The organism is Nocardia sp. NPDC060220 (assembly GCF_042727815.1).
GTDB lineage: Bacteria > Actinomycetota > Actinomycetes > Mycobacteriales > Mycobacteriaceae > Nocardia.
Genome location: NZ_JBHWZY010000265.1, coordinates 1 through 8,007 on the forward strand (window position 1 = coordinate 1; position 8,007 = coordinate 8,007).

At 67.9% G+C, this 8,007-nt stretch carries 9 protein-coding genes; 4 read left to right on the forward strand and 5 right to left on the reverse strand.

The genetic code is table 11. The features are described from left to right. On the reverse strand, positions 1 to 1,090 hold a 1,090-nt coding region (locus ACFWF3_RS15815; RefSeq protein WP_379314237.1), incomplete at its 3' end, for an NAD(P)/FAD-dependent oxidoreductase. A gap of 79 nt (positions 1,091 to 1,169) precedes the next feature. Continuing rightward, positions 1,170 to 2,018 (reverse strand): alpha/beta fold hydrolase, encoded by an 849-nt coding sequence (locus tag ACFWF3_RS15820; RefSeq protein WP_379314238.1) that lies wholly within the window; start codon positions 2,016 to 2,018, stop codon positions 1,170 to 1,172. Between the two features lie 64 nt (positions 2,019 to 2,082). On the opposite strand from ACFWF3_RS15820, the gene ACFWF3_RS15825 reads away from it, so the two are divergent. Then, positions 2,083 to 2,694 carry a TetR/AcrR family transcriptional regulator gene (locus ACFWF3_RS15825; RefSeq protein ID WP_379314239.1) on the forward strand — a complete coding sequence of 204 codons (612 nt, stop codon included), beginning with the start codon at positions 2,083 to 2,085 and terminating at the stop codon, positions 2,692 to 2,694. A 72-nt stretch (positions 2,695 to 2,766) separates the two neighbouring features. Here ACFWF3_RS15825 and ACFWF3_RS15830 read toward each other — a convergent pair whose 3' ends face one another. Then, positions 2,767 to 3,174 (reverse strand): hypothetical protein, encoded by a 408-nt coding sequence (locus ACFWF3_RS15830; protein WP_379314240.1) that lies wholly within the window; start codon positions 3,172 to 3,174, stop codon positions 2,767 to 2,769. Positions 3,175 to 3,224: 50 nt separating this feature from the next. Then, a complete protein-coding gene (locus tag ACFWF3_RS15835) occupies positions 3,225 to 4,043 on the reverse strand; it encodes an alpha/beta fold hydrolase (RefSeq protein WP_379314241.1) in 819 nt (272 codons plus the stop codon). A gap of 254 nt (positions 4,044 to 4,297) precedes the next feature. Between ACFWF3_RS15835 and ACFWF3_RS15840 the strand changes: the two genes are divergently transcribed. Next, complete coding sequence (locus tag ACFWF3_RS15840) at positions 4,298 to 5,038, forward strand: helix-turn-helix domain-containing protein (RefSeq protein ID WP_379314242.1); 741 nt, start codon at positions 4,298 to 4,300, stop codon at positions 5,036 to 5,038. Here ACFWF3_RS15840 and ACFWF3_RS15845 read toward each other — a convergent pair. After that, entirely contained in the window at positions 5,035 to 5,991 is a 957-nt protein-coding gene (locus ACFWF3_RS15845) for an endonuclease/exonuclease/phosphatase family protein (protein ID WP_379314243.1), read from the reverse strand. The genes ACFWF3_RS15840 and ACFWF3_RS15845 overlap by 4 nt on opposite strands. Positions 5,992 to 6,132: 141 nt before the next feature. Between ACFWF3_RS15845 and ACFWF3_RS15850 the strand changes: the two genes are divergently transcribed. Both ACFWF3_RS15850 and ACFWF3_RS15855 read left to right on the forward strand, forming a co-directional pair. Further along, on the forward strand, positions 6,133 to 7,494 hold the full coding sequence (locus ACFWF3_RS15850) for a M20/M25/M40 family metallo-hydrolase (RefSeq protein WP_379314244.1): 1,362 nt from the start codon (positions 6,133 to 6,135) through the stop codon (positions 7,492 to 7,494). A gap of 21 nt (positions 7,495 to 7,515) precedes the next feature. Beyond that, a partial coding sequence (locus tag ACFWF3_RS15855; RefSeq protein ID WP_379314245.1) for a YbhB/YbcL family Raf kinase inhibitor-like protein occupies positions 7,516 to 8,007 on the forward strand: 492 nt, incomplete at its 3' end.

Sequence of the window (8,007 nt, forward strand, 5' to 3'; positions counted from 1 at the left end):
CCCCGAGGATCACCGCTTTGACGCGGGCGGCCGTTCGCCCGCGCAGGGCCCACGACTTCGATCGCGCGTCACCGTCGACCACCTGGAAGATCCCGTCCTTGCGGCCGAGGCTGATGTGGTTGCCCACATACGACAGTGAGGTCGTCGAGATCTTGCGCCCGGTCCGGTCTCCGACGATCGTGGCCGTGGCCTGCATGCTGGTGAATCCCGCGGACGCGCACGACATCGGCAACGGTAAACCGTTGTCGCCGATGACGAACGCGCTGTCACCGGCGACGTAGACGTCGGGGTGCGAGACCGACCGCATCTGCCGGTCGACGGTGATCTGCCCGTTGGGTTCCACCGCGAGACCGCTGGTCGCGGCGATCGGATGCACCGCGAACCCGGCTGCCCACACCGTCGCCTGCGCGGGGAAAGCGGTGCCGTCGGCGGCAACCGCGCCCGCCGCGTCGACCAGGGTGATGGTGGTGTTCTCGTGGACCGTGATCCCGAGCCGGTCGACGGCGTCGAACAGGTGGCGGCGGGCCTTGCCGCCCAGCCACCCGCCGAGTTCGCCGCGCGTGGCCAGGCCGACCTGGAGCCCTGGATGGGATTCGGCGATCTCGGTGGCGGCCTCGATCGCGGTCAGGTTGCCGCCGACCACCAGGACCTTTCCGTTCGTGCCCAGGTCGGCCAACCGGGCGCGCAGGCGCAGCGCGGCCGGGCGGGATGCCACGTGGTAGGCGTGCTCGGCGGCCCCGGCGATGCCGTGGACGGCGGCGGTACTGCCCAGCGAGTAGAGCAGGGTGTCGTATTCGAGCCTGTCGATGTCGTCGCCGTCGGCAATGGTGACCGTCCGGTGGTCGACATCGACGCCGCTCACTCGCGCTACCCGCAGCCGGATGCCGGTGCCCGCGAACACCTGCGTCAGCGGCAGGTGGCGCAGATTCTGCCCGGCGGCGAGTTGATGATTGCGCAGCCGCTCGGCGAAATCGGGTTCAGCGTTGACGACGGTGATCTCGAAGTCGTCGGAATGGAGTCGGCGGGCCAGTACCCCGGCGGAGAAGGCCCCGGCGTATCCGGCCCCGAGGACGACGATGCGGTGCTTCATGATTGGCTCCTGTCTGGTTCGCGTGCCTTCTGAACGAGACGGCCGCCGAAACCCTGACAGGATCGATCAGTGATGTAGGTCACGCCCGGGTGGCACGGGAGGTGGCGAGGAATTCGGTGATCGCGGTGGCGACGGCGGCGGGTTGGTCGAGCATCGACAAAACGTAGGCGTCGTCGATTTCGACCAGGCGGGAACGGGGGATCAGCGCCGCCAGGCGGTGGCCGTGGGAGCGGGGCATGACTTTGCCCGCGGACGACCACAGGACAAGGGTTTCGCCGGAGAAGCGGTGCAGGGCTTCGGTGTTGGTGACGAGTTCGCGCTTGTCGAAGCCGGAGCGGGTGTAGGCGAGCAGATCGGCGCGGATGCGGGGGTCACGCAGGCCCGGTTCGGTCCAGGCGTGGACCAGCGCGTCGGGGAGGGGAGTTTTCGCCATCCAGCCGAACATCACGGGGCTGCGGCGCAGCCAGCCGATGCGCATCTGGCGCAAGGCCAGGGTGATGCCGCCGGGCAGGGCCGAGGCGAGCGTGGCGGTTTTGCCCGGGAGGCCGGGCGGGAAGTTGTCGAAAGCTTCACTGGGGAAAATGATCAAGCGCCCGACTCGTTCGTCGAGGCCGTAGGCGGTGAGGAACAGGGCCCCGCCCCAGTCGGAGTGCACGAGGGTGACGTCGTGCAGGTCCAGTGCGGCGAGGAAGTCGGCGACGAGCTGATTGAGGCCGCGCAAGCTCAGGTCGGTGCCCGGGTGCAGGGGTTCGGGGTGGGCGCCCAGTGGTAGGTCGGGCAGGACGTAGCGGAAGCCGGTGGGCAGGTGGTCGAGGATCGAGTCCCAGACCGTGTGGTTCATCAACAGTCCGTGCAGCAGGACCACCGGAGGTCCTTCGCCGTGTTCGCGGTAGTGGATCCGGCCCGCATCGAGTTCGACGGTCGCCATGACATCCTCCCTTGCCTCCACGACTAGAGCGTTTGCTCTAGCGTGTTTGCTCTAGTCTGGTGGAGTGAGCGAGCAGATGTCAACGAGTACCCGCGAGCGACTGGTGACCGCGGTCGCGGAATTGATGCGTGTCCACGGCTACAGCGCGATCACCGTCAAACAGATCACCGCCGCCGCCGAGGCGCCGATGGGGTCGCTCTACCACCACTTTCCGCAGGGCAAAGTGCAGATCGCGGCCGAGGCGCTGCGCAGCACCGGCGCGGCCTACATCCAGCTGCTACCACTGCTGATGGACCCGCACCAGGATCTGCGGGTTGCCGTGCCCGCCGCGTTCGACGACGCCGCGCGCACACTCGAGGAGTCGGGGTGGATGAACATGTGCCCCGTCGGCACCGTCGCGGGCGAGATCGCCGACAGCGAACCGGTTTTGCGGGAGGTGGCCGCGGAGGTCGTGCGGGACTGGATCGACCAGGGCACCCGGTATTTCGTCCAACGCGGCGTCGGGCAAGACGCGGCACGCGAGCTGATCTTGGCGATGCTGTCCGCGCTGGAAGGGGCATTCATTCTGGGCCGCACACTACGTTCGGCCGAACCGTTGCGTGCAGCCGGTCAGGCGATGGAGGCGCGGGTGGATATGGTGCTCGCCGCGCGCGAGAGCGCTGTCGTCGATCGGTGATCACCCGGCACACCACGGTGGCCGTGTCACGGGCCCTGTGACACGGCTGTGGTTGCGCGAGTGGGTATCTCATCACGCGGCGGCGAGTGCTCCGGTGATCTTGCGGGTCATGTCGACCATCGTAGGGTTGGGCTGAGTCTGGTAGAGCTGGGCGGTGTCGAGGGCGACGGCGATGGTGTTGCGGAAGTTCTCGGCCTCTACCGGGTCGTACCGGCCGAGCAGACTCACCGCGGCGGTGAGTGCGGGCAGCACCCGATCGGCGAGTTCGGCGACCGAGGAGCCGCTCAGTGCGATGCGCCCGGACTTCTCGGCCAGCACGTGCCCGACCACACCGGTCGCCGACGACAGCGCGATGCTGCCGGTGGTGGCGATCTTGTGCGGCTTGCCGGTAGCCCCGCCCGCGGCGGCGAGCAGGGAGACCGCACCGTATGCGGCGGTGCGCACAGTGATCTTTTCCTGGGCGGTGAGGGTGACAGACATGGTGTTTCTCCTTGGGGTTCTGTTTGTGGGGGAAGGGAATCGGTACCGAGTCAGCGCGTGATCGAGGCGGTGGTCTCGATCTCACGGACGGCGTCGGCGATGGCGCGGAAGTCCTTGCGCAGGATCGCACCGTGGTTGCTGGCGACCTTGGCGCTGATGCGGATGTTGGGGTTGCTGTCGAGCACCGCGTCCAGTCCGGCGCGGATCTTCTCCTGCTCGTCGCCACGGCTGCCGAACGAAGTTCCCGAAGCGACCACATACCGCACCGGGACGGTGATGGCATTCAGCACCGGGCCCAGTGCGCTGACGCTGGAGAGCTTGCCGAGTTCGATATTGCTGTCGGCCTGCTGCTGTGCGGTCAAACGGGGCGCGAGCCCGGTCGGGCGAGCCAGCGGCAGCACCCAGCTGAGCCGCTTGAACAGCTTGCGGATGCGCTGCTCCATCGCCTCGTCGAGCCAGTCGTAGGGGAACGCGCCGTCGACGAGGACCGCGCCGAGCGCGCCGGCCGGGTTGCGGCTGGTCCAGTGCGCCCCGAGGTAGGCACCGTAGGACCAGCCGACCAGGATCGGCTTCTCGGTCACACCCCTGGCCGCGAGGATCGCGTCGATATCGCGCACGCAGGTGTCGAAGGAGTAGTCGGCCGACTTCTTCGACTTGCCGCGAGCACGCTCGTCGAAGGTGATGTGACGGTAGCCGGGGCCGAGGTCGGCGATGACCCGGCGCCAGTAGCCCTGGGTGGCGAACTGGCCGTTGAGGTAGACCACCGGGGTTCCGGTGCCGCCGGTGTCGGTGACGGCCAGTTCGGTGTCGTCGATTGTCACCATGCCGGTCCAGGGGGCGACGGTGCTGGCGGGGTTCGAGGAAGTCATTGTTGTGTCCTTGCGTTGCGGTGTTCGGCATTTACTGATGACTAAAAGGTAGATTGCGTTCACTCATCTGTCAACAGTCAACTTGGGTGAAAATGCGTGGTAGAGAACGATAAAGCGCTGATAGTGCAATGACAATGAGCGTGAATGCAACGGGCTCGTGCGTTGCGCTTTGCAATGAAATGAAGGTGAATGCATACTGGGCGTGGTGCGGGCCACCCGCTTCGTACCGGTCGACAGAGAGGTGACCAGCAGCGATGCCCGGAGGCAGACTCACCGACGCGGACCGTCAGCACATCGCCGCGGGGCTCGCGGACGGGCTCGGCTACGCCGAGATCGGGCGCGCGCTCGGCCGGCCGGCCTCGACGATCATGCGCGAAGTCACTCGCAACGGCGGACCCGACGACTACCGGGCCGAACGCGCGCAGGCAGCCACCCAGCAGCGCGCACGCCGCCACAAGCAGGCCCAACCGCTCGCGCCACCGATCCCCGACGGTGGTTACGGGCGCGACCCCCGCGCGGTCGCCGACTTCACCGAATCGTTCACCGCGCTGCTCATCGAACAGGGTCTGCCCCGGATGGAAGCCAGAGTGCTTGCCTGCCTGCAGATCACCGACTCCGGAGCGCTCACCGCCGCCGAGCTGGTCGCGCGACTACGCGTGAGCCCGGCCTCGATCTCCAACGCGGTCGCCTTTCTCGAACAGCAGGGCATGCTGCGCCGCGAACTGGTTCCCGGTGAACGGCGCGAGCGCTATCTCGTCGACGACGACATCTGGCTGCGCAACCTCGTCGCCTCGGTGCAGATGCAGAACTCGTTGGCGGCCATGACCCGGCGCGGCGTCGAGATCCTGGGCCCCGATACCCCGGCCGGCGCCCGCTTCGAACAATCCGCCGAGTTCGTCGCCATCGTCGGCGCGGCACTGCGCCAGGCCATGGAGCAGTGGAGAGTGCGCCTGGCCGAACGCAGCGCCGAACGCGAGCTGAATACCGGGGCCTAACCCTGGGCTGTGAGAACTATCCGGGCCACCAGCGCTCGGTGATCGGCGCCGGGTACGGCGACAGTTTCGACGCTGGTGGCGCGGGCATTCGCGAGCAGGAAATGGTCGATGCCCACCAGCGGCGGGATGGCCTTGTCGGTCGGGTAGGTGACCAGGTGACCCGCGCCGGCTTGGACCGCCGCGTCGGCGAAACGCCCCGACGCCAGGGCGCGGAAGCGGGCATGGTCGTAGGTGGCGTTGAAATCGCCGCCGGCGATCACGGGGCGATCGGTGGGGGACAGGCGCAGGATCTCGTGCAAGCGGGCGAGCTCGTCGGCCCAGACACCGGTGTCGTAGACGGGCGGGACGGGATGGAAGGCGTAGATCGCGACCGGGCCGAGCTCGGGGACGGTGGCGGTGGCCGAGATCTGATTGAGGACGTAGCCGTCGTATTCGACGGTGTCCGACAACGGGAATCGGCTCCAGATACCGGTACCGCTGGCAGTCTTGCCCGGTGCGAGGTAGCGGTGGGGCAGCAACTCGTCGAGGCCGGCCTGCGACAAGCTCGCCACGGCCGCGCGGGTGAGCTCGTTGACGGTCAGAATGGCGATGTCGCGCGCACGCACCTGGTCGACGAGCGCCCGCGGATCGGCACCGTCGAAGAGCAGATTGGCCTGCATCGCCACGATCGGCTGTCCCCGACCACCGTTCTGTGCGACATACAGCGGCGCCTGTGTCGCGATCCCCGCGCCCGCCACCACCACGGCCACACCGGTCGCGATCCACTGCCTGGTCGCCGTGAAACCGGCGACGCCGAGCACCGCACCGCCCATCAGATAGGGCGCCCCCGAAGCCGCGAGGACGAGCGGCTCCAGCGGCCAGCGGATGAAATGCAAGGCGACCCCGGCAGCGCCGATCGCCGTCGCGGCACCGGCCAGCACGCGGACACCGACTCGGACAACCTGCGCTCTCATCACAACAGCCAAGCACGCCACCGGGACGCAGGCGAATTCCTAGTTCTGCTCACGCCGAGTTCGGCGCGCGAGCAGCGGCGCAAGGGTCCTGAGGGCGGCAGGTGGCGCGACGGGTGCGCGAATGGTGGTAGGAAAGGGGACGTGTCGGCATCTGGCGAGAATTCTGGTTCGAACGGGCGGTCCCGCGCGGAAGACGAGGTGGTGGAGCTGGTCAGCAAGCTGATCCAGTTCGATACCTCCAACACCGGCGAGCTGTCCACCACCAAAGGTGAGCGTGAGTGCGCCGAGTGGGTGGCACAGCAGTTGCACGAGGTCGGTTACGAGACCGAATACGTCGAATCCGGTGCGCCCGGGCGCGGGAACGTGTTCGCGCGGTTGAAGGGCGCCGATTCCAGCCGCGGGGCGCTGATGATCCACGGGCACCTCGATGTGGTGCCCGCCGAGGCCGCCGACTGGAGCGTGCACCCGTTCTCGGGCGCGGTGCGCGACGGCTACGTGTGGGGGCGCGGCGCGATCGACATGAAGGACATGGTCGGGATGACGCTGGCGCTGGCCCGCCAGTTCAAGGCCGAGGGCACGGTTCCGCCGCGCGATCTGGTGTTCGCGTTCCTGGCCGACGAGGAGAACGGCGGCAAATGGGGCTCGCAGTGGCTGGTCGAGCACCGGCCCGACCTGTTCGACGGTGTCACCGAGGCGGTCGGTGAGGTCGGCGGGTTCTCGCTGACCGTGCCCCGCCCCGACGGCACCGAACGCAGGCTCTACCTGGTGGAGACCGCGGAGAAGGGCCTGGGCTGGATGCGGTTGCGTGCCAAGGCCCGCGCCGGGCACGGGTCGTTCCTGCACGAGGACAACGCCGTCACCATCCTCGCCGAAGCTGTCGCGCGCCTGGGCCGCCACACCTTCCCGGTGGTGCTGTCGGACTCGGTGGCCGAGTTCCTCGCCGCGGTCAGCGAGGAGAGCGGGCTGGCGTTCGACCCGCACGGACCCGATATCGAAGGTCAGCTGGCCAAGCTGGGCACCATCTCGCGCATCATCGGCGCCACCCTGCGCGATACCGCGAATCCGACGATGCTGCAGGCCGGGTACAAAGCCAACGTCATCCCTCAGACCGCGGAGGCCGTGGTCGACTGCCGGGTGGTGCCGGGACGGCAGGCGGCGTTCGAACGTGAGGTCGACGAGCTGATCGGACCCGACGTGGAGCGGGAATGGATCACCAAACTCGACTCCTACGAGACCACCTTCGACGGCCACCTCGTCGACGCCATGAACGACGCGGTCCTGGCCCACGACGCCGACGGCCGCACCGTGCCCTACATGCTGTCGGGTGGCACCGACGCTAAAGCGTTCGCCCGCTTGGGGATTCGCTGCTTCGGTTTCGCACCGTTGCAGCTGCCTCCCGAGCTGGACTTCACCGCCCTGTTCCACGGGGTGGACGAGCGGGTGCCGGTGGCATCACTGGAATTCGGCACCCGGGTGCTGGAACACTTCCTTCTGCACAGCTGACCTCGACCCGAAAGGTCCTCGATGACTTACAACCCGTATGACGCGTTGCCGCAGGTGCCCTCGTTCACCGTTACCTCCGCCGACATCACCGATGGTCAGCCCTTGGCCAACGATCAGGTGTCGGGAGTGTTCGGTGCCGGCGGCAAGGACATCTCGCCGCAGCTGAGCTGGTCCGGATTCCCCGAGGGCACGCAGAGTTTCGCGGTGACGGTGTATGACCCCGACGCACCGACCGCGTCGGGGTTCTGGCACTGGGCCGTGGCCGATATTCCGGCATCGGTCACCACCCTCGATTCCGGTGCGGGCAGCGAAGGCGGGAGCCTGCCCGCCGGTGCGGTGAGCTTGCGCAACGACGGTGGTTTTCCCGGCTTCGTCGGTGCGGGACCGCCGAAAGGCCATGGTCCACACCGGTATTTCGTGGTCGTGCACGCCGTCGACGTGCCCGAACTCGAGGTCGGACCCGACGCCACGCCCGCCTACCTGGGGTTCAACCTGGTTTTTCTGAGTGTTGAT